The sequence below is a fragment of the Microvirga vignae genome (assembly GCF_001017175.1).
GTDB classification, from domain to species: Bacteria; Pseudomonadota; Alphaproteobacteria; order Rhizobiales; family Beijerinckiaceae; genus Microvirga; species Microvirga vignae.
Genome location: NZ_LCYG01000035.1, coordinates 13,644 through 33,961, shown reverse-complemented (window position 1 = coordinate 33,961; position 20,318 = coordinate 13,644). Strand labels below are relative to the sequence as shown.

The following is a 20,318-nucleotide window of genomic DNA, read 5'->3' as shown; positions in this document are numbered from 1 at the left end:
TTCAAATAGGGCAGAATCTAGGACGCTCAGACCGCAATTCGCCATAATCCACTCTGAGTGACGCGAAACCTGTTTCCCAACGAGGAGCGCATGCACAAGGTATCCCCGTGGCCTTTATCGAGCCATAAAGGCGGACTGACGTGTCATGATAACATCAAATATGAAGCTCACGTCCTAGAGCCTTCAGAGCTGCCTCCTGGAATGCTTCTCCCTGTGTCGGATGCGCGTGAATCGTGCCTGCAATATCTTCGAGGCGCGCGCCCATCTCGACGGCGAGGCTAAAGGCAGCGGCGAGTTCAGATACGCCCTGCCCCACTGCCTGAATTCCGAGCACCAGATGATTATCCGCTCGTGCGACCACGCGCACGAATCCATCTTCACCCAACCTCGTCATCGCGCGGCCATTGGCCGAAAAGGGGAAATGCCCCACCCGAACCTCCGTCCCGGCCCTACCCGCTTCGTCTGGTGTCAGGCCAGCGATGACGATCTCGGGATCGGTGAAGCATATGGCTGGAATGCCCCGCTTATCCCAAACGCGTTTGTGACCAGCGACGATCTCGGCCACCATTTCTCCCTGCGCCATGGCGCGATGAGCCAGCATCGGCTCGCCTGTGACGTCACCGATGGCATAGATCCCCCGCATCGAGGTTTCGCATCGCTCTCCGATCCGAATGAAGGGTCCGTCCATATCGAGGACAAGCTCCTCCAGTCCCCAGCCCTGCGTGACCGGCCTTCGCCCAACCGTGACGAGAATCCTGTCCGCAGGAAGCGACGTCTCGGCCCCACTTCCGTTTTCCACCAAGAGTGCGCTGTCTCCTTTCGCTAAGCCTCTTGCCTTCGCGCCGGTCACGATCTTCACGCCGAGAGCCTGCAGCCTCTTCGCAACGGGCCGGGTCAGCTCGGCATCGTATTGCGGAAGGATGCGAGCCTGCGCTTCGACGACGGTTACTTGTGCACCCAACTTGGAAAAGGCGGTCCCAAGCTCCAGGCCGATATAGCCTCCCCCAACGACAACAAGCTTCTCTGGAACCTCAGTCAGTGCCAACGCCTCGGTCGAAGAAATCACGGGCCCTCCAAAGGGCAGGTTCGGCAGCTCGGCCGGGGCCGATCCCGTTGCAATCACAACATTCTCAGCGCGGATGATCTGCCGTCCGGTTTCCGTCTCCACCTCGACCGTTTTGCCATCGCGGAAGCGCGCCCAGCCCTCGACCACCTTCACCCGCGAGCGCTTGAGCAGGCCTGACACGCCGCTGTTGAGGCGGCTGACGATGCCGTCCTTCCAAGCAACGGTCCGGGCAAGATCGATCCCCGGTTTCGTTGTTGTGATCCCGAGAGGATTCCGGCCGGACGCCAAGTGAACGATCCTGTCATACTCTTCGGCCGCATGGATGATTGCCTTGGAGGGGATGCAGCCGACATTGAGGCAGGTTCCGCCAGGTTTTCTGATGTCGACGATCACCGTATCCATGCCAAGCTGCCCAGCGCGGATGGCGCAAACATAGCCCCCTGGTCCCGCGCCGATGACGAGGAGCTTGCACGACATGTCTTTCATCGGTTCAAGCCTCCACGAAGATCATCGCCGGCGTTTCCAGAAGCGTCTTGATGCGCTGCACGAAGACAGCTGCATCCCAACCATCGACGACCCGGTGATCGAAGCTGGACGACAGATTCATCATTTTGCGAGGGGTGAAGTCCGATCCATTCCACACTGGTCGCACCACGATCTTGTTGACGCCGATGATGGCGACCTCGGGATGATTGATCACTGGCGTTGTGACGATGCCGCCCATCGCGCCCAGCGACGTGATGGTGATGGTTGACCCGCTCAAATCCTCACGCGTCGCCGTGCCGGATTTCGCGGCCTCTGCAAGCCGGTTCAGTTCGGCGGCACAGCCCCAAAGATCGAGTGCTTCCGCATGCCGGACGACAGGCACGACAAGACCGGAAGCGGTCTGCGTCGCGATGCCGATATGGACGCCCGCATGCTGGTGGACGATGCCAGCTTCGTCGTCGTAGAGCGCATTCAGATGCGGGTGCTCGGCAATCGCCCTCACCATGGCCCTCATGAGGAACGGCAAGATAGTGAGCTTCGGCCTGTCGGAACGCTTGTTCGCATTGAGCGCCGAGCGCAAATCCTCGAGAGTCGTCACGTCGACTTCTTCCACGTAGGTGATGTGAGGAATACGCGACTTCGAGATCGCCATCCTCTCCGCGATCTTGCGGCGCAGACCAACAACCTTGATCTGCTCGACGGACGTTTTCGGCATGAGACCCGGCTCACGAGCCCCCTGCGGCCCGTGTGCGAAGAAGGCATCGAGATCATCATGCGTGATGCGTCCCCCAGGGCCCGTGCCGGGCACCTGCCGCAGATCGATGCCTGCTTCGCGTGCCCTCAGGCGCACGGCTGGCGATGCGATCGGCCTTTCACCCTCCGCTCGCGCAAGAGCTGGACGGGGCATTCTCGGGGCATGATTCCGGGCCGCCTCGCCAGGTGTGCGCGGCGTCATGAGCCTGATTGGGGCACCGGGCTCCGCAGGTGGCTCGACGGCCACCGGCTTGCTTGCAGCCACCTGCGCCGGAACCTTGTCCTTCTTCTCTTCAATTGGAGCCGACGATGCGACCGAGCCCTCGCCTTCGACCTTGAGACGGATCAGAGGCGAGCCAATTGCGACCACGTCTCCGATCTCGGCGCCAAGCCAGAGAACCTCGCCTTCGACGGGAGAGGGAATTTCTACCGTCGCCTTGTCGGTCATGACAGCGGCCAGCAGCGTATCCTCGCGGACGAGATCGCCAACCTTGACGTGCCACTCGACGAGTTCGGCCTCGGCGATCCCCTCGCCCACATCGGGCATCTTGATGACGTGCTCACCCATGTCAGGCCTCCATCGTCTCGACGAGCGCGCGCCCGACGCGAGCAGGTCCTGGGAAATAATCCCATTCCTGCGCATGGGGATAAGGCGTGTCCCATCCGGTCACTCGCGTAATCGGCGCCTCCAGCTGGAAGAAGCACGCCTCCTGGACAAGGGCAGCCAGTTCCGCACCAAAACCTGATGTGAGCGTGGCCTCATGAACGACCACGCAGCGACCTGTCTTCTTGACCGAAGCCGCAATGGTCTCCATGTCGAGAGGAACCAGGGTTCGCAGGTCGATGATCTCCGCATCGATACCAATCTCCGCCACGGCCGCCTGAGCCACATAGACCATAGTGCCATAGGCCAGCACGGTCATGGCTGACCCTTCTCGCACGACCGATGCCTTGCCGAGGGGATGGATGAAATACCCTGACGGGACCTCCCCGAGTTCATGCTTCGACCAAGGCGTGACCGGGCGGTCGTGATGACCGTCGAAGGGACCGTTGTAGAGCCGCTTCGGCTCCAGGAAGATGACCGGATCCGGATCCTCAATGGCCGCGATCAGAAGGCCCTTGGCATCATAAGGGTTCGACGGCACCACGGTTTTCAATCCCGCGACATGGGTGAACAACGCCTCGGGGCTCTGACTGTGAGTCTGGCCACCGAAAATGCCGCCGCCAGTCGGCATTCTGATCACCAGCGGGCAGGTGAACTCACCATTCGAGCGATAGCGCAGGCGAGCGGCCTCGGACACGATCTGGTCGTAGGCCGGATACATATAATCGGCGAACTGGATCTCAATGCAGGGACGAAGACCATAGGTCGCCATACCGATGGCGGTGCCGACAATACCGGACTCGCTGATCGGGGCGTCGAAGCATCGTGTCTTGCCGTATTTCTGCTGAAGGCCTGCCGTGCAGCGAAAGACGCCACCGAAGTATCCCACATCCTCGCCGAAGACAACGACGCGCTCGTCGCGCGCCATCATCACGTCCATCGCATCGCGAATGGCCTCGATCATGGTCATGCGTGCCATGGCTCAAACTCCCGCCTGCTGACGCTGTCGGCGCAGATGCGGCGGCATCTCGGCATAGACCCCCTCGAACATGTCCCGCGCTGAAGGCTTTCCTCCGGCATGAAGCGTGCCGTAGCTTTCGGCCTCCTTCTGAGCCGCGATCACGCTATCGAGGATTTCAGCCTCGGCCTGCTTGTGCCGCTCCTCGGACCAGACTCCACGAATGACCAGGTGGTTTTTCAGGCGGATGATGGGATCGCCGAGGGGCCAGGCATCAGATTCTGTCTTGGGACGATAGGCAGAGGGATCGTCAGAGGTCGAATGCGCTCCGGCCCGATAGGTCACGTATTCGACGAGTGTCGGCCCGAGATTGCGGCGGGCGCGCTCTGCGGCCCATTTCGCGACAGCATAAACGGCGAGATAGTCATTGCCGTCGACCCGGAGCGACGGGATGCCGAAGCCCAATCCCCGTGCCGCGAAGGTTCCCGCACCGCCCCGCGCGATGCCCTGAAACGTCGATATCGCCCATTGATTATTGACGATATTGAGGATCACAGGCGCTTTGTAAGTGGAGGCGAAGACAAGGGCAGCGTGAAAGTCCGACTCCGCTGTCGAACCATCACCGATCCAGGCTGCTGCGATCCTGGTGTCGTTCCGGATCGCCGATGCCATCGCCCAGCCGACGGCCTGGACGTATTGGGTCGCGAGATTGCCCGAAATCGTGAAGAACCCGTGCTCCTTCGAGGAATACATGACGGGGAGCTGACGGCCTTTTAGCGGGTCGCGCGAGTTTGAGTACACTTGGCACATCATGTCGACCATGGGATAGCCGCTGGCAATCAGGAGCCCAGCCTGCCGGTAAGTCGGAAAGTTCATGTCCCCAGGCAGGAGCGCTTTACGGAAGGCGCAGCTGATCGCTTCCTCGCCTAGATGTTGCATGTAGAAGGACGTTTTTCCCTGCCTCTGGGCGATCAGCATCCTCGCGTCGAAGGTGCGCAGCGTCATCATGTTCCGCATGCCCTCGACGAGTTCCTCGTCGCTCAGGAGACCTGCCCATGGCCCGACGGCTTCTCCAGCCCGGTTCAGGACGCGGATGATGGAGAAGGCGAGGTCACGGATATCTTCCGGATTTGCATCCACCTCGGGCCGAGGCACAGCCCCGGCCTTGGGAATCTTCACATTGGAAAAATCAGGAGTTCCTCCCGGACGAACGGCTGGCTCCGGAACATGGAGGGTCAAGGGTCGGAAGTCATTCATGGCGTTTCGTTCTCCCGTAGACAAAACTAGGAACGAAACACCCTCCGGCTATAGGCGTGGCTGTTTCCATCAAGCGCGCCTTCGATGCCCCGCGTCTCGAGCAGCTCCGTAGCCAACGTTGCGGTCTGCTCAACGAGAGTGGGTCCTTCGGGCCAGCGGCTTTGCCTCATCCCTGTGGTTTGACCACGGCTAGGACCTCACCGGCCGTGATTTCCGGCTGCCCTTGAACCAGATCCGCCAGACTTGCACGGATCCATGACAAGGCCTTCTCGTTGGCCGCAAGAGCGGTGTCCCGACTGTCGAACAGGGTCACCGATCCACCTACCCCGTTGCCACCGTCGAATACATAATAGCCCTGGAAACCCGGGGATTGCCGCAGAATTTGGCCAATCCCACTTTCGGCCCGCCGCGCTGCCTCATGCACGTTATGCATGTGAGTGAACTTCCGAATGACGACATACATAAATGCCTCCATTGGTCGCCGACGAGTGTGGTGTCTCTCCTACCTCTGCGAGATCATCATATCCTTCGGCGCCAGATAGAGATGGCGCAGCTCTAGCGCTGTGAAAACGATGATGCAGAGGCCGATGATGATATGTGTCCAGCGCGCAGGGACTACGTCTTCGAACCACAAAAGCCATGGCGAGGCTGTGATCCAAAGACCGGCTATGACGTTGAGCCACTCCTCCCAATCGTAGGTCCGAACCAATGCCAGAAGCGCCAGGAGAACAACCACACCTCCGCTGACCCAAGCATTACGCGAAGCCCAAGTCTCATCTGTGAAGCCGAGCAGCCATGGAGCCGCAATCAAGAGAACACCGAGTGCAACATTCGTGATGCTGAAGGTCGTGTCGACGCGATCATTGACGGTACCCATCCTCTCCTCCTCTGTAAGCAGCTGCTCCCAGGAAATCATCAGAGGTATTTGGTAAATGTATTCATTCCTAATGCGCCATCAGAACCGGCACCCTTGCATGGGCAAGGATATGGCTCGTCGCCCCGCCGAAGATGAACTGCCTCAAACGGCTCTGAGTGTAGGCACCCTTGATGAGCAGATCCGCATGGAACGCCGCCGCCTGCTCCAAGATCCCCTCGCCTGGGGAATGCGCTTTCATACTGTGTGTTACGGCTTCAGCCTTGATGCCGTTTCTCTGGAGGCGGCTGGTCAATTCCTCACCGGATGGGCCATCTGCACCCCAGCCCTCCAACGTCAGGACAATGACTTGGCTGGCCTTCGCAAGAAGAGGCATCGCAAACGCGATAGTGCGAGCTGTCTCTGTGCTGCCGTTCCATGCGATCATGATCTTCTCGCCGATCGATGCCGGCGCTGCGGGCGGAACCAGCAGAATGGGTCGGCCACTTTCGAACAGCGCCGCTTCAACCGTAGCCAGTCGCGGTGGCTCGTCACGGATTCCGGGCTGGCCGAGCACAATGAGGTCGAACACCCTGCCGAAGCTGCCGATATAGCTATCTCCGAACAGCTGCCGCCCTAGCCAGCTGTAAGACGCCTCGTCAGCTACGCCAGCCTGCTGGACCCCGCAGGAGAGCATGAAGCCCTCAAACAGCTGTCGGGACTGTTCCACGAGATCACGCTGTTCCTTCTCACTGAGTATGGCCCAGCTGGTTGGGACGTCGAAGGCAATGCTCGCAGGAATATCAGGGCCGAGCGCCAGCCCCTCAATACGGCTTCCGAACCGACCAGCTATCAACAATGCGGCGTCAAGAACAGACCGGATAGAGGCATGTGGCTCAACCGGAACAAGGATGGCTTTCATGAGAACCACCTCAGTAGTCTCTGACCTGTGGCTTGATAATAATACGGAATCCAGCATTCCGCATGCCTGCTCTTTAAGTTGACCAGCACAACTGCCGCGGCTCCTGCTCAGCTATGAATCGTAAATTAATGAGACGATGCAGGAGTCTCGACTAGACGCCGGATCCGTTGAATGTAGAGATCGTAGTAGTCATCGAGCCCGAAGTTCTTCCCCAGCTCCCGACAGAGAAGGATCATCTCGAGAGCCTGCTGCCACTCTTGGCTACGATACGCGGCGAGCATGGCGCGGTTTCTCTCGTTCAGTGTCACAAAATCGGAACTGGTGGCTGCATCGGCCCGTCCCACGATTGTGAAGATCCGCTCCAGCTCCCGCTTTCCCTTCGCCTGCATATGATCGATTTCGAGAACAGAGAACCGAGTGTGAACGGCCCGAGCCGTTTTTTCCCCGATGATGATGGGAACTCCGTAATGCTTTGTCAGACCCTCAAGCCGGGAGGCCAAGTTCACCGCGTCCCCCAATGCAGAATAGTTGAAGTGGCGGTCAGAACCAAAATTGCCAACGACGCACAGACCGGTATTCAGGCCAATACCGATTCTAAGTGATGGAACCGACTGATCACCACCGGCGTCACGCTGGCGTTGCTCATTGAGTTCCCGGAGGCTGTCCAGCATCGCAAGGGCGGCTTCGCATGCGTTCACCTCGTGGGAGGGATCGGTGAGCGGCGCGTTCCAGAAGGCCATGATCGCGTCGCCCATATATTTGTCGACCGTCCCATGTCGGTCCATGATGTCCCGGGTGAGCGGGGTGAACAGCCGATTGATCAGGGCCGTTAATCCCTGCGGATCATCCTTGTACGATTCGGCAATCGACGTGAAGCCACGAACGTCCGAGAAGAGAACGGTCAGTTCCCGCTGCTCTCCGCCAAGGGTCAGCTTTTCCGGCGATTTTGCCAGCTGTTCTACCAGATCGGGTGATAGATATTGGCTGAAAGCCGACCTGATCCGGTAGCGGTCTGCGGAAACAGTCACATAATTCGTACAGACCAGAACCGCATAGACCAGAAAACTTGCGATCATTGGAAAGGTGTAATCGATCAGAAGATCGAGAACGGTGAAACAATGCCATGACAGGCCCAGGGTCACAGCGGCGATTATACCGCCGAGCACGAAGAGGGTTCCGGCATTCACCCTTGGGGCCGATGCAATCAGGATCAAGCTCATGAGCGTCGCGAGGGAGAGCTCGACAAAAGCCGTGTAGCTCGGCCGGCTCAGGGTGGATCCCGTGAGGGCACTCTCCAGGAGTTGGGCGTGCAGCTCGACTCCTGGAAGCGCAGGGTGAATTGGGGTGACCTTGAGATCGAGAAGACCGGCGGCAGAGGTCCCGATCAGTACCATTTTGCCCGCAAGGCTGTCGGCGGACACCCGGCCCTGCAGTAGATCGATGGCAGAAATGTATCTGCCAGGGTTGTGGTGTGAGAAATGAATCCAGACCCGACCTTTGCCGTCTGTGGGGATAGCGAGATCGTGAATACCTACGCTCCGGACTCCGCTCGCATCCGTCTTTATCAGCGTGGCCGCTGATCCTGCGGTGACACGAAGCATTTCTAGAGCAAGCGACGGAACAACGACTCCATCTGCGACCGCCACGAGAGGTACGCGACGGACAGTACCGTCCAGTTCGGGGATGATCGAGAAAATGCCGTGTCCTTGAGCAGCGTTATCAAGGATAGGAAGATTCCGCAGCAAGCGCGGAAAATCGACCAGGAATGAGCGTGGATCTGGACCGAGAGTTGCGATCCCCGACTGAGACACTGGTCTTGCGATTGGCGCGCTTCCTGAAACACGATAACCTGACTGCCCGAGCACTACTTTGGACGCTCGAATGGCCTCAGCGAAGACGGCGTCGTTGCCGGGCAGGCTCTGAAGTTTCACCCGCATGTCGGGATCCAGCCCTCGAAAAGTTTCGGCTGCGACCTCCGGCGAGCTACGATCCGGTTCAGGAAACAGAACATCAAAGCCAATGACGGTGCCACCCCGTTCGACGATCTTCAAGACTATGTCGGCCATGATCGTGCGCGGCCACGGCCATTGCCCGAGAGCCCGAAGACTCTGCTCGTCGATATCCACGATTGAGACGAGAACTTGGCCGGCAACGCGCGGATAGATGAGCTGATAGATATCGAAGGACTTGTGGCGAAGGGCCTCAACGGGACCAGGATCCCAAACCCGCAAGGCAAGGAGTTCAACTAGAAGCAGGAGGCCTACGATTCGTCCCACTCCGAAGCGCCGTATGCTTCTCAGAAGAGAGGTCATGGCTAACGCTCCGCCAAGCCACGGATCCATGCTCGGAAGTCATGGCCCCTATTCCCATCACGATACGATGGCTCCTGATATTGCTCCTGATATCTGATCAGGCCGCCGTTGAGAATGTCGGAGAGACTCGACGGCCTTGGCATCACCGCCTCACAGCACGAGATCAGTGGAGCGGGGAAGAGCGCCTGCAATGGTCAGCTCGGTCCTCAACACTTCTCCACTTTCGAAGGTGACGACGGCCGCTACCGTGTTCCGGCCGCCCGCAAGCCGTTCGAGATCTCCAATTGTGGCATCCAGCGCAAAGCCTTGAGACCTCGGGATCAAATCCTCACGGCCGATCTCGGCGATCTCCTTGCCGTTCACGAATACGTCGAGATCGGCGACCTCTCCCCGCGGAACTGGCGATCCGAGAACAGAGGTTTCGATCTGACCCGGGGATGTCAGTCGCAAGGCTCCACCGGTGTTGTCGATTTCATTCAGCCGAGAGAGAGTAGCGCCTTCTCCGACGCCGATCGCGGCGATCCTGGCTCCAAACTCATCGTTCAATCTCGCAAGATCGGCCTCGACCGAGCCCTGTCCGGCCCCATCGGAGAGGAAATACAAAACGTTCTTCTCGTTGCCCTGATCCAAGCCCTGCAATCGCTCGTTGGCCGCTCGCAGTGCATCGGCGAAGTTTGTTTGTCCGCCTGCGTCAAGGCCTCTCAGGTAATTGACGATCGTCTTCTCGCCTGCGCCCTCGAGGTTGAAGGTGGTTGCGGTCACGGGCTGGTTGTCGCCAGAACCCGTAGTCGGGTCGGCGCTGCCGTTGAAGGGAATCACCGTCACCTCGACATCGGTGGGAGAGAAGCCGAGTCCGCTTATCCGCTCGGTCAGCGTGATCAAGCTGGCGATTTCCGCATCCAGAACGGTGTTGGACCGACCGTCGGCATTCAGATCGCCAACCGGCTGCCCCTCGAACCGTTCGGATGTGCTGCCCGAAACGTCGATGAGGTACAGGATATTCATCTGTGGCTGCACAACCGGACCAAGACGGATGATGAGATCCAGAGCCGCAGTTGGTGTCGTCGTTGCAGACGGTGCTGTGATCGTGAGTACCACTGGCTGATTGTTAAACTCGAGAATATCTCTCGCCGAAGCAGACTTCTGGGGAGACGAAAATTCCCCTGCCCCGGCGACTTTCAGAGTTGCATTTGCGGTATCGGTCTCTCCCTTGGGGTCGGAGACCGTGTAGGTGAAGGAGATAGTGGCGGTTTGACCTGCGCTGAGCGCTTGAAAGTCATCGCCTGGGTCAAAGACCAGATTCCCGGATGCGTCGAGATGAAGAGAGCCCTCGAGCGGGTTTGTCCAGCGAACGACGTGAAGAGGATCTCCGTCCACATCGTGGTCATTGGCGCGCAAGGAAAGGATCGTCTGTGTCACCTCACCGACAGCACGTACCGCGTCATTCTCTGCAACGGGAGCATCGTTCCGACCGGCGATAGTCCAAGAAACCGTTGTTGGAATCCGAACATCGCCAATCACCAGACTGTAATTGACGATAACCGTCGTAGTCTCCCCCTCTCCCAGATGCTGATAGGCAGGATGGGAGGGATCTAGAAAGAAACTTCGCGAACTTTCGATGTATCTGACGCCTGGTGGCAACGATGCCGGCACGCTCACCAGTGGAGGTGTGATACCGTTCGCTGAAGTGGCGGCTTCTATCAAGACACCGAGCTGCGCGACAGGGCCGTCCTCGACTGCCGTGCCACGGATCTGCTCTGGTAGGAATGTGGTGGTCGGAATGGGCTGATCGCGCGCCGCCGCACGCTCCGGTGTCAAAAGCCTGACGTCAAACGGCATCAGGTCCGGCAGGTCTATCGACATTGGCAGGTTTATCGGAATTATCAGTGTATCCTCAACGTCGCTGCTGCCCCTCCTCTGAGGTTGGGGTGAAAAAATCTGAAAGAGATCCCTTACGAAATCGCTTTCGCCACGGAGGTCGTCGGCCGTTTTGGTGATCTGCGTGATTTGCGGGTCGGAGGCCCCGATAGGCGTGAGAAGTGTCGCGACTCGAGGGTTCGATACCGACGTCAGCACCCGTAACGGGTTGTTCTTGTCGAGGAGCAGGACCGATCCTACGGAGCCATCCGGTTCGGTGAGAACCGAAATTTTCGTAACTCCGCTGAATGCGGAGACCTCAGTCTGAACGGCAGTTCCTCTGATCGCCATGGTGGCGACAGGCGTGTCGACCTTCAGGTCGCCGGTCTTGGCGATCCGTCCTGCAACGAACCCGATGACACCTTGAACAAGGGTGAACAGCGCCGAGTTTGAAGTCGCATCCGCCGCGTACACCATGTCGTTGAGCACGATGCGGGCATTGGAAGAAAGGCCGAACACTGTTCCGTCGTTGAATCGTATCGCCAGCGTCGAGTCCGATCCGGTCTGTACGACATCTCCTTTGGCGACCATGTCGCCGAGGTGCAGTTCGACAGGGACGCCATTTCGCAGGACAGTCGCAGATCCGGAAACTTTCTCCACGCGTCCAATCGGCACTCGCGTGGACGCCATGTTGGTTGCTTGCACGTAATGTTCCGGCACACCGGCGCCCGCCAGCGCCTCAACGGTTTCGCCTGTCAAGCTGGCGCCTTCGGGAGTCGTGAGGCTCGGGTGCCGTCCATGCGTGAAGTAGTCGAGGATGACCGCTGTCCGATCGTGCCCTATGAGCAAAAGATCAGCTCCCGATCTTCTAAAATCAGCGGTGAAAAGGAGGTTTCGGTCAGGAAAAAGAATTGACGGCTCGGCATTGGCACGTCGGCTCGACGCTTCCGCGGCATCAATTTGAATATCGAAGACACTGGTACCAACCGCGGATTGCAACACGGCGGAGCCCTCAATTTATGCGATGATAATCCTTTCACCAGCTTATTCCTACCGGAATAAATCTCATTGGCTGGATCGAAACAGCTCAATGGTTATGAAACGAGATAACAGCCTATTGCGGCACTTCTCGCTGTCATCTGCCTCATCGGTGGTCAGCTTATCCTCGAGCGGGTCTTCGCTTTCGATACCGTCCTGAGCGTCGTTATTGAATTCGTGGGCGGAATCGTCTTCCTCGCCCTGCTGATCGAGGAGCAGCCCGTTGATCGAGATTTCCAACGTGCGCAAGAGCTATGGTGACACCATCGTGGTGCGTGACGTGTCGTTGCGGATCCCCCGCTAGGCCATCACGTCCATCATTGGCCCGAACGGCGCCGGCAAATCGACCCTCCTGTCGATGATCAGCCGCCTCGTGCCTATGACAGCCGGAGCGGTAACCGTCAATGAGCTCGACGTCACCAAGAAGCGATCCGACATTCTGGCGCAGCGACTGTCCATTCTCAGACAGGACAATCGGGTTCGGCTCTCGTCTGACGGTTCGGGACCTGGTCGAGTTCGGCTGCTATCCATATTCTAAAGGCCGCCTCACGGCCAACGACCGAGCCCATGCTTCGAAGGCCATAGGCTTCCTCGGCCTGGAGCCACTCGCTGACCGCTTCCGCGACGAACTGTTAGGCGGGCAGCGCCAGCGCGCCTATGTAGCCATGGTGCTCTGTCAGGACACGGATTACGTGCTGTTCGACGAGCCACTGAATAATCTCGACATGAAGCATGCAGTTAGCATGACGAAGCTGCTGCGGCAGGCGGCCGACGCGCTCGGCAAAACCATTGTCCTCGTACTGCACGACATCAACTTTGCCTCGTGCTACTCGGACTACATTGTGGCCATGCGCGATGGAGCAATCGTTCGTCACGGCATGCCCGGCGAGATCATGACGAGCGACGTGATCCGGGAAGTCTATGGGATGGATGTGGAAGTCCAAGACGTCCAGGGATGGAGGATCTCGATCTACTACATCTGATCATATTGGCCTGAGTCCGACCGTAGGCTCCGACCGGCATCGCATCCATTCACAACAAAAGGAGGCTTCGTGTCCGAAGCCTCCCTTTCGGTGCCTGTCTAGGATCTGTCAGGCATCACGCGTAATGAAGTTTCTTGGGCCGGAGACAAATGAAGCTCCAGTCCAAAATCGTGGGAAGCGAGATCAGAGACGATCTAGCGAAGGTGTGTCTCCGCCAAACCAATTTCTCTTCATGAGTGCCCTCGCCTCCTCGGCAACTGCATTATCAACGCGCTTCTCGGCGGCTTGAAGCAGCCCCGCGACAGCCCACCCATTGTTGGGCGACCGCTGCAGCGCTACGCGGAAGGCAGCTTCCGCTTCCTCGACTTTTCCCTCCTGCAGCAAGGCTGCTCCGAGGGACTGGTGCACCGGGTAGTACCAGAAGGGCGGCTCCATGTAGGGCAATCGATCCTGGATCTCGACCGCCTCCGCGAAGCGAGCCGCAGCTTGCGCGTGATCGCCTTTGACCTGCGCAATCCGCGCCTCAATCACTTTCCCAGCAATGGCGAGCACGCTCGGGCCTGGCACGCCGACATCCGGCATTGCCGTGATCTCAGGTGCGCGCGCCAGCTCTGCGATGGCCGCCGCCTCGGTCCGTGCATCCTCCTCCCGTCCGAGACGCGCCAACGCCACACCGCGAGCGTAGTGCCACGAAGCCCGCACGAACGGGAAACCCGCATCCGGTGCCGGCAGAGACAGCACTTTCTCAGGTTCCGAGAAGCGGGCATGGGTCGTATAAGGCGCTGCCGCAATAGGCTGTGTCCAAGGCACTTCGCGCTTGGTGCGGTCCGATACAAGACCGGCCAGCTTCTCAGCTGCCGCAAGAGCTGTCCCCCCATCGCCCCCCATGAGGGCCGAGGCCATCACGAAATGAAGGTTATGAGCGTAATAGCCCTCCGAATAGAGCAGGCTTGCGCCACCTTGCTTGAGCTGCGCTTCGTCGACGGCGGCCGCCTGCACATTCGCGTCCAGGCTCTCGCGCCAGCGACCGAGGCGATACCAGATGTGGCTCGGCATATGCACGAGATGCCCGGCCCCGGGCATCAATGCCGCCAGTCGGGCCGCGTGAGGTGCGGCGCGTTCCGGCCGGTCGGAGGCCTCGACGGCATGGATGTAGAGGTGGATAGCCCCGGGGTGGTCTGGATCCGTCTTAAGAGACCCGACCTTTCTGTCGCCGAGCACACCTTCGATAAGCTCGACCATTCGCGCGGTCTTCCCCTTCGGCATTCGCCCACCGTCCGTCCAGTAATCCCAGGGGCTGAGATTCATGAGCGCATCAGCGGTCAGGAGCGCGACGTGCGTATCCTCCGGGAAGCGGGCTTGCACCGCCTCCATCGCATCGGCGTAGGCCTGATCCAGTGCCTTGCGATCTGCCTTTGGATCGGAGGAATGCCGCCGCAAGAGGGCATCGATGAGAGCAACCTGCAATTCACCAGCAGTTGGAGCAAGGCGCTTAGCCTGTTCGAGCGCAACAAGCGCACGGGCGTTGGCACCGGCATCCATGGGATAATTGATGTGCGGCCCAAGCACCCAGGCCTCTCCCCAGAGGCACATGGCACAGTTCGGATCGAGCTCCTGTGCCGCCCTGAATGCACGGGCTGCTTCGGCATGGTTGAAGCCCCAGCCAAGACGATAGCCCTGGTCGAAATAGGCTCGCGCATCCTGTCCTGATGGACCGACGGCAGACCATGTGAAATGGCCCAGGTTTTCGTAGATGGGCGGACGAATCTCAGCGCTTGGTGCCGCCGCTCCTTTCGGAAGATCGCGGCTATAGGCTCCAAGTTCATTACGTGCCGGAGGATGAGGATGAGCCTGATGATCTGCTTGCGCTATCTTCACTTCCGATACCGGCTGCGAGTGCCCTGCATGGATCATCCTGTGGAGGAGTTTCACTCTCGGAGAATTGTGATCGCCAAGGGGGCAAGCCGCTGCTGACGTAGCAATTATAAGGGCTGCCGTTGCAGTGGTGGTCAGGAGACGGATGCGCGCCAGGAGGCGCAGACGTATCGCAATATAGGTCATTCCAGACCTCCCCTGCTGGAGAACAGTTTCAGTTTGCTCCTAGGGCAAGCGAGGGTCTGTGACCTATCTCACAGTCCCGGGAGGTTCGGGAGCAGCCATGCCGGAAGGCGATGCGTAGCTGTCTGAACGGGACATGCGGATGAAAATTCTTGTTCGCGCCAAAGGCGGTTCCCTAGCGCGACCATATAAGGAACTGTGCTTATCCGCCGTGGGAACGTGATCAGAACCGCAGCAGTTGCATATTCGGCGATTCGGGCCCACTCTGTCGCAATCGATCAAACCCTGCCGACCTCGAGTTTGCTATGGTGCTTTACTACGCTGATCGAGACCGGGAATTCGGAACACGCGTACGCCTCTTCCCGCAGGCACCTTTCCTAGCTGGGTTTGCCGAACCTGAAATCGTTTGGCTGTCACCACCGGCTGGGAGTATCGCGCCCGGGCCGGCAGATGATCGCATGTATGTCATCGATGCCATCGATAAGGATGAGCCCTACGCATTCCCCTATCTCCCTCCCTATTATGGTCCCACTCGTGCTCCCGTCGAGCCGGATGAGAACGGGCACTTCGCCCACTTTGCTCCCGGCTCCCGCGAGTTTCTCGCAGTTCACATGTACGGCTCTGTGCGCCGTGTCCTCGACATCTTTGAAAGCTATCTCGGGCGAAGGATCGAATGGCCGTTCCGTCTAGACTATCCGCGCCTTGAGATCATTCCGTTGATCAATTGGGACAATGCTCAATCCGGTTACGGCTATGTCGAGTTCGGCAGGTTTTCCTCGGCCGAAGGAGTCATCCATCCCTATGGGCTGAACTTCGACGTCATCGCTCACGAGATAGGCCATACCATCGTCTTCTCACTCGTCGGGTTCCCTACAAGCGGCGAGATGCCACTCGCATTCCGCGCTTTCCATGAGGCCTGCGCCGACGTCACGGCTCTGATCGGTCTCCTGCACTTCGACTCCGTTCTTGACAGGCTGCTGCGTTCTTGCCGAGGCAACATCTACACGCTCAACGAACTCAACCGTCTGGCCGAAGTTTCGGAGACGAAGCAGATCCGTATTGCGAGCAACGATGCGAAGATGTGGGAGGTGCGTCCCGAGCCCCATGACCTTTCCCGTCCCCTCACCGGCGCGTGCTTCGATATCATCGTTTATCTGTATGCCGCGGAACTCGAGTACCGTGGGCTCATCCCGCCGGATCTATGGATGAGAGCTTTCGAGACGAAGACCAATGAACAATGGGCTGATCAAGTCTCTGAAACCTTTGCCCGCCGCTACGAAAACCGCCACTTTGCTTTCAAGGCCGCCCTCATGGAGGCGCGCGATATCTTCGGACATTGCCTCGTCTCAGCCTGGCAGGCGATGTCACCCAATCAGTTGACGTTCGAAACGTTTGGAGGGGCGCTCCAGGATGCCATTCGGACCATCGCGGGAGAACGTCACCTGGACGAAATCAGCTCGATCTTTCAATGGAGAGGAATTGACGTGTCAGTGAGAGCGCCTGAGTTCCGATGACACAACCTACCCATCGCTGAGGGCAATGACGCCCTTGATGTTGGTCCCGGCCGGGAGAGCTTGAATGTTAAGATGTATCTCGACCAGGAAACCGACGGAAGACACAGGTGGAGAGATGTTCAGCGGCTCAGCCTCACAATCTTCATTGCAAACCTCATATTCCGGCAGGCAAGCGTAGAGATCGACTCTCTCCCTTCTCACGTTGCCCTCACAGAAACTTTCAGGCAATTGGGGCACCTGCCTCAAGTCATGATAATCCTGGTACTCCGAGTATATGACGCGCTCGATTGCGCGTTCGGCCCCACGAACGGTTGCGGTCACCTCCGCATAAAGAGTATCCTCATCCGGGTTTCGAGGTGGTGGGCTGACGAGCTTCACCCTAAATTTCCGGGCGGTGACACTGGTGATACCCGTTGGAACATTGACGATTTTCGTGAACCGACGCCGCCCATCCAGCCTGCCGAAGAAAAAGCCGAACACGCTTGTCATCGCAGCATCCCCACGAATTATTCGGAAAGCTTCCCGCCCCGATGTGCCATTTGATGAGCAATCGAATAGGCGATCGGCTGCTTCGTGGTGTTGAGGTTGCGATTGAGGATCAATTCCTCGAACGAGTCCCCGCGAGCTTGGAGCTGGATGGTTTGGTTGGACTTGTCGACATCCCAGGCAAAGTAGTCCTGGTTCTCCCATCCGCAGCCATCCGCAGCTCTTCCAACCCCTTGGACGAGGACGATCACCGGCTCAGGAAGGGAATAGCAATGCCCCTGGTAACAGAAGCCATAGATCAGAGCCAATGTCTGGTCTGGATGGGGAGGATCAGGAGTACAGATGATCGTTCCCTGGTCACCTAGTTCCAGTGCCAAGATGGGAACGCCATAGAGCGTGATGCGTGCAGGGCTGTACTGGTAGCTCGCTGGGACAGGTCTGCTCCGGGTGACTTCGACCAAGTTGGTCATTGGCGCCTCTCCTGCTGCTCGACTATGTCAGGTTAAGATCAACCTCAAGTCAAGCCGCTACTCCTTATTGGAATACAATGCTCTTCGCTGTATTTGCGAAAGAGATACTCCCGAAGAAGCGCTCTATTCATCTCGGATACGTCAGAAAACCCCATCTTTTGCGCCAGTGTCTCTGAGGACGCCGTCTGAATCTGTCCAGGGAACGTCTGCCGCCAGAACCAGCCGAGCAGAGCGGTGGGGGATATGCCGCTTGTTTGCGTCGTTGCTCCTTCTTTGCCCAGCGCACGAAGAGCGAGCTGCTTTGCCTCGGCACGCTCGATGAGAGCAGCAAGCCATCCACGGGAGCGCAGCGTGTTGAGAAGATTGTTTTGAACGGCTTGCTCCAACGCTGTTTCCGTCCAGTGGACGAGCGCCTCCTCGCTGAGGAAATTCTCCAACTCCGCATCACCAAGCCGGTTGTCTTCGAGAGCCCGCTGCAATCCTGCGCGACGCTCGCGAAGCCATGTTCGGAGCGCCTTCTCCTTTTCGTCGGAACCGGGATCGATCCCCTGTCTGCGCGCTTCTCGGATTGAAAGGGCGCGGGCCAGAGCCTCCCGCTGTGCCCGTGCATAATCGCCCGGGATCAACCGGAGCTCGTCTAGAATGTCCTGCACGAGAAGCGCACGGGATGCGCCACCAATGAGCTGTGGAAGACTATGCGCGGCCTCGTAATCGAGCTCCCAGACCTCCGTCCGCTCGAAGGTAAAGTTCGGCTCGAAGGGCGGAGGATCCGTATCGAGAAAACCGCGGATTGCTGCCAGCATTTCCAGCGCATCCCTGCGCTTGAGGTTGACACGCCCTGTGGGGAGCCACGCCTCCAGTGCATCGAGTCCCGCGATATCGCATCCCGATGCCCTGGCGAGTGTGATGAGATCCGGCCAAGCACGATCTGCATAGAAAAGCTGTTTCGCCTGATTGATCAGGTGATCTTTCGCGGCTTGGTCAATGATGTCACCACGAAAAGCCGCATCAAGGGTTGCCCGAACGTCGACCATCGCTTCGTTGAGCGGCATGAAGCCGAGTTCCGGGGGGCCATGCTCCACCGCCACCTCATCGTCGTCCTCGATCTGTCCGGAGCGGTACCCGGAAAAGATGGAGCCGATACCCACCATCCCAAATTCGCAGAGTTCCGCTGCTCGTAAGGCGCCCATGCTGGCTGCACCGAAAACGTGAGTGCCCTGATGCAGAGCCCAGAGAATTTCCTTGTGCCGCACGGCCGGAACATTTCGGAAGGATCCATCGATGATCGCAATCACGCGCGGTTTCGGGGACATTTCCACCGCCCGAAGAATATCACCATGCTTGGCCGGTGGGAGGCACGTCGCGTCAATCCGTTCACGAACCTCCGCAGCCGAGATGGTCGGACCGCAGAATACAACCACGCTCATGAGATCCGCTCCATCTGAACGCGGGCGCGGTGTCCCAGGGCGACATCAATGCCAAGAGGCCCTTCAAGGCCCGGCACGACCACACGGACGACGGCGGCTGGAATGGAATTGTCTGGTTGAAGGTCGGAGACGATGACGTCGTTGAGCCCTGCTCTCCAGAGGCGCTCCACGATGTGTTCGATGTCCTCGTCCACAGTCGCATGGTAGGCATGGGGAACATTGCCGAAGCTGCAGGCTGCCGCCTCCGAGCCGAGGCGTTCACGCCAGCGGGCCAGATCCGCCATATCATCGAACCGCGTATAGAGAGCGGGCCCCACATCGTCCCGGCTGCCCGCGATGATCGTGGCGCGGGATTGGACGGCTTCGAGAACCGCTCGCAAGAGTGCGATTCCCTTGTCGGGATGACACCCATGCCCTTCGGCAGGCAAAGGCATGAGGCCTGGACCACCATGCCGCTCCATGATGTGGCACTTGAAGGCCGCGATGCCGATATCCGTGGTTAGATCCCATACGGCTACGACGAAGCCTCTCTCCGAGATCTGTAACAGCACAGACGCTGCATTCGGATCGTCAACCGATGTGAGATCGAGGCGCCGACTGTCGATGCCTCTCGAATCCAGCGAGAAGAGAACCTGCGCATCACGTTCGATCAGCTCGCAGAGGCTATGGACGAACGCTTCACGGCGGTCGTTTCCCGATGCGAGGCCATTCGTGCTCGCCACGAAGTAGCCACTGCCGGCAGGCGCTGGAAGGGTGAAATTCGTGTGAACGCACTCGAATGGCAGCCAGCAGCTCCCTCCACCGGCTAAGTGCTGCCCTTCGAACCACAGAATGCGGGTTTCCCCCGAGAAACGTGCCCCTAGACGATAGCTGAGACGGCTGAAATTCACGATTTGTCGACCTGCTTGCCGCATCTCACTTGCGCAGGCCCAGACCAGAGGGCCAAATGCGCGCTCCGCACAACAGGTCTCAATAGATTCCATGACAGCGGAGACTCTTGCGGCTGTTCGATCCAGCCCCTTGCCTTGGAACGTGATGTTCGAGCGCGAACCGGGACGAATAGCGACCGCAACCGGAATCCCGATGGAGTCGAGGCCCGTGATATCCGCGATACGGGTGATGCCGAATGCTCCGAAGAAGGGACGCAACCGATCCAGGGTCTCTTTTGGCTCAACTGCGCGATGCGTTCCTGACCGGTAGACCTTCGACAGCGCCGCCTCCCTGGAAGGAACTCCGGTTTCGTCGACTGTCGCGGCGAAGGTCTTGCTCATGTC

The 20,318-nt window shown here is 58.9% G+C and carries 15 protein-coding genes and 2 pseudogenes; 3 read left to right on the top strand and 14 right to left on the bottom strand.

Annotated features, from left to right (window positions below; translation table 11 throughout):
* Positions 1 to 154 precede the first annotated feature (154 nt).
* The 9 genes from lpdA to AA309_RS14545 form a co-directional block, all read right to left on the bottom strand.
* Positions 155 to 1,552, bottom strand: a complete 1,398-nt coding sequence (lpdA, locus tag AA309_RS14585; RefSeq protein WP_047189760.1) for a dihydrolipoyl dehydrogenase — start codon at positions 1,550 to 1,552, stop codon at positions 155 to 157.
* A gap of 4 nt (positions 1,553 to 1,556) precedes the next feature.
* Positions 1,557 to 2,873, bottom strand: coding sequence for a dihydrolipoamide acetyltransferase family protein (locus tag AA309_RS14580; RefSeq protein WP_047189759.1), 1,317 nt, complete (start codon positions 2,871 to 2,873; stop codon positions 1,557 to 1,559).
* Position 2,874: 1 nt separating this feature from the next.
* Entirely contained in the window at positions 2,875 to 3,888 is a 1,014-nt protein-coding gene (locus AA309_RS14575) for an alpha-ketoacid dehydrogenase subunit beta (protein ID WP_047189758.1), read from the bottom strand.
* A gap of 3 nt (positions 3,889 to 3,891) precedes the next feature.
* Complete coding sequence (locus tag AA309_RS14570; protein WP_047189757.1) at positions 3,892 to 5,124, bottom strand: 3-methyl-2-oxobutanoate dehydrogenase (2-methylpropanoyl-transferring) subunit alpha; 1,233 nt, start codon at positions 5,122 to 5,124, stop codon at positions 3,892 to 3,894.
* A 166-nt stretch (positions 5,125 to 5,290) separates the two neighbouring features.
* Positions 5,291 to 5,587 (bottom strand): hypothetical protein, encoded by a 297-nt coding sequence (locus AA309_RS14565; protein ID WP_047189775.1) that lies wholly within the window; start codon positions 5,585 to 5,587, stop codon positions 5,291 to 5,293.
* 39 nt (positions 5,588 to 5,626) lie between these two features.
* Entirely contained in the window at positions 5,627 to 6,001 is a 375-nt protein-coding gene (locus tag AA309_RS14560) for an SPW repeat protein (RefSeq protein ID WP_047189756.1), read from the bottom strand.
* 67 nt (positions 6,002 to 6,068) lie between these two features.
* On the bottom strand, positions 6,069 to 6,899 hold the full coding sequence (locus AA309_RS14555; RefSeq protein ID WP_047189774.1) for a universal stress protein: 831 nt from the start codon (positions 6,897 to 6,899) through the stop codon (positions 6,069 to 6,071).
* Positions 6,900 to 7,024: 125 nt separating this feature from the next.
* Positions 7,025 to 9,211, bottom strand: coding sequence for a CHASE2 domain-containing protein (locus AA309_RS37230; RefSeq protein ID WP_047189755.1), 2,187 nt, complete (start codon positions 9,209 to 9,211; stop codon positions 7,025 to 7,027).
* A 150-nt stretch (positions 9,212 to 9,361) separates the two neighbouring features.
* Positions 9,362 to 11,917, bottom strand: coding sequence for an Ig-like domain-containing protein (locus AA309_RS14545; protein WP_150117566.1), 2,556 nt, complete (start codon positions 11,915 to 11,917; stop codon positions 9,362 to 9,364).
* A gap of 264 nt (positions 11,918 to 12,181) precedes the next feature.
* Between AA309_RS14545 and AA309_RS36470 the strand changes: the two are divergent.
* Positions 12,182 to 12,367 (top strand): annotated as a pseudogene (locus AA309_RS36470) (hypothetical protein); the annotation flags it as partial.
* Positions 12,330 to 13,089: pseudogene (locus AA309_RS14540) on the top strand (iron ABC transporter ATP-binding protein). The pseudogenes AA309_RS36470 and AA309_RS14540, both read left to right, overlap by 38 nt.
* A gap of 183 nt (positions 13,090 to 13,272) precedes the next feature.
* Here the strand turns inward: AA309_RS14540 and AA309_RS14535 are convergent.
* Entirely contained in the window at positions 13,273 to 15,150 is a 1,878-nt protein-coding gene (locus tag AA309_RS14535) for a tetratricopeptide repeat protein (protein WP_047189753.1), read from the bottom strand.
* A 455-nt stretch (positions 15,151 to 15,605) separates the two neighbouring features.
* Here AA309_RS14535 and AA309_RS14530 point away from each other — a divergent pair, with 455 nt between their 5' ends.
* Positions 15,606 to 16,661 (top strand): gluzincin family metallopeptidase, encoded by a 1,056-nt coding sequence (locus tag AA309_RS14530; RefSeq protein WP_052954735.1) that lies wholly within the window; start codon positions 15,606 to 15,608, stop codon positions 16,659 to 16,661.
* Positions 16,662 to 16,667: 6 nt separating this feature from the next.
* Here the strand turns inward: AA309_RS14530 and AA309_RS14525 are convergent, their stop codons facing one another.
* From AA309_RS14525 to AA309_RS14510, 4 genes are read right to left on the bottom strand one after another with little or no spacing between them, the layout of a single operon-like run.
* Complete coding sequence (locus AA309_RS14525; protein WP_047189751.1) at positions 16,668 to 17,150, bottom strand: hypothetical protein; 483 nt, start codon at positions 17,148 to 17,150, stop codon at positions 16,668 to 16,670.
* Between the two features lie 17 nt (positions 17,151 to 17,167).
* Positions 17,168 to 17,617, bottom strand: a complete 450-nt coding sequence (locus AA309_RS14520) for a hypothetical protein (RefSeq protein ID WP_047189750.1) — start codon at positions 17,615 to 17,617, stop codon at positions 17,168 to 17,170.
* A 44-nt stretch (positions 17,618 to 17,661) separates the two neighbouring features.
* Positions 17,662 to 19,044 carry a TfuA-like protein gene (locus tag AA309_RS14515; protein ID WP_047189749.1) on the bottom strand — a complete coding sequence of 461 codons (1,383 nt, stop codon included), beginning with the start codon at positions 19,042 to 19,044 and terminating at the stop codon, positions 17,662 to 17,664.
* Positions 19,041 to 20,315: a YcaO-like family protein gene (locus AA309_RS14510; protein ID WP_150117564.1), complete on the bottom strand. Its 1,275-nt coding sequence runs from the start codon at positions 20,313 to 20,315 to the stop codon at positions 19,041 to 19,043. The genes AA309_RS14515 and AA309_RS14510 overlap by 4 nt, the downstream gene beginning before the upstream one ends.
* Positions 20,316 to 20,318: the final 3 nt, after the last annotated feature.

What these genes read in the sequence shown, in the direction of transcription:
- lpdA (WP_047189760.1), bottom strand. Translation starts at nt 1,552, where the DNA reads ATGAAAGACATGTCGTGCAAGCTCCTCGTCATCGGCGCGGGACCAGGG.
- AA309_RS14580 (WP_047189759.1), bottom strand. Translation starts at nt 2,873, where the DNA reads ATGGGTGAGCACGTCATCAAGATGCCCGATGTGGGCGAGGGGATCGCC.
- AA309_RS14575 (WP_047189758.1), bottom strand. Translation starts at nt 3,888, where the DNA reads ATGGCACGCATGACCATGATCGAGGCCATTCGCGATGCGATGGACGTG.
- AA309_RS14570 (WP_047189757.1), bottom strand. Translation starts at nt 5,124, where the DNA reads ATGAATGACTTCCGACCCTTGACCCTCCATGTTCCGGAGCCAGCCGTT.
- AA309_RS14565 (WP_047189775.1), bottom strand. Translation starts at nt 5,587, where the DNA reads ATGTATGTCGTCATTCGGAAGTTCACTCACATGCATAACGTGCATGAG.
- AA309_RS14560 (WP_047189756.1), bottom strand. Translation starts at nt 6,001, where the DNA reads ATGGGTACCGTCAATGATCGCGTCGACACGACCTTCAGCATCACGAAT.
- AA309_RS14555 (WP_047189774.1), bottom strand. Translation starts at nt 6,899, where the DNA reads ATGAAAGCCATCCTTGTTCCGGTTGAGCCACATGCCTCTATCCGGTCT.
- AA309_RS37230 (WP_047189755.1), bottom strand. Translation starts at nt 9,211, where the DNA reads ATGACCTCTCTTCTGAGAAGCATACGGCGCTTCGGAGTGGGACGAATC.
- AA309_RS14535 (WP_047189753.1), bottom strand. Translation starts at nt 15,150, where the DNA reads ATGACCTATATTGCGATACGTCTGCGCCTCCTGGCGCGCATCCGTCTC.
- AA309_RS14530 (WP_052954735.1), top strand. Translation starts at nt 15,606, where the DNA reads ATGTATGTCATCGATGCCATCGATAAGGATGAGCCCTACGCATTCCCC.
- AA309_RS14525 (WP_047189751.1), bottom strand. Translation starts at nt 17,150, where the DNA reads ATGACAAGCGTGTTCGGCTTTTTCTTCGGCAGGCTGGATGGGCGGCGT.
- AA309_RS14520 (WP_047189750.1), bottom strand. Translation starts at nt 17,617, where the DNA reads ATGACCAACTTGGTCGAAGTCACCCGGAGCAGACCTGTCCCAGCGAGC.
- AA309_RS14515 (WP_047189749.1), bottom strand. Translation starts at nt 19,044, where the DNA reads ATGAGCGTGGTTGTATTCTGCGGTCCGACCATCTCGGCTGCGGAGGTT.
- AA309_RS14510 (WP_150117564.1), bottom strand. Translation starts at nt 20,315, where the DNA reads ATGAGCAAGACCTTCGCCGCGACAGTCGACGAAACCGGAGTTCCTTCC.